Here is a 720-nt window from a genome sequence, read left to right on the forward strand (position 1 = left end):
CCCCCCGCCAAATTTAAGCGATCTATTGCACGTAGGTTCAACAAACAGAGCACAAGATACATAATCACCATAATGGTGCCGTAAATTGTCAGCGTGATTAATGGCTCGAAACCAAACATGTTAGCGAAATAGAATCCTCCAAAGATCATAACCATCCTAGCACAGTTGAAGTATAAATCCCAATGGTTGAAACCATACACAGCCAGTTTAGATGTTGGTGTCACAATAAACTGTGACACGGCAACCAAGGCCAACGGAAGACAGAACAACCCAGCTTCTTCCCAGGCACCACCAAAAACTATTGGGAAAATCCACGGAGCAATAATTGCGATTATACCCAGTAACGGGATTCCAATTAACGCTAATTTTTTTGTTGTATCCAGATATAAACGCCTTAAAGTCTCTGGGCTCTCACGAGCACCCTTCGCTGCTTCGCCATAGAACACCTGAGCCATCGACCCTGAAATAAGGGCCACAGGCAGAGCCAACATCTGGTAAGCAAGCGTGTACCAACCAACAACATCGAGGCCATACATGAACGAAAGCATGAACACAGGGATCTGCAAGGAAACGGCAAAGAGAAGGGTCGCCGGGGCCGAGTACATCGGGAATGAACGATATTCTTGTGCTACTGACTTAATCCCGGCAACTGAAATGTCCCTAAATGCGTCCCGATCCTTTCCCACGATAGCCTTTGTAAAGGTGTAAATTCCAGCAACG

1 protein-coding gene is annotated in these 720 nt (G+C 46.1%); it reads right to left on the reverse strand.

Annotation, left to right across the window (positions count from 1 at the left end):
- Nucleotides 1–720 (reverse strand): oligosaccharide flippase family protein (locus EI28_RS12580; protein ID WP_048115370.1); only part of this gene is annotated, 720 nt, incomplete at both ends.

Origin of the sequence: Methanoculleus sp. MH98A (assembly GCF_000691865.1) — an archaeon.
Taxonomy (GTDB): Archaea; Halobacteriota; Methanomicrobia; order Methanomicrobiales; family Methanoculleaceae; genus Methanoculleus.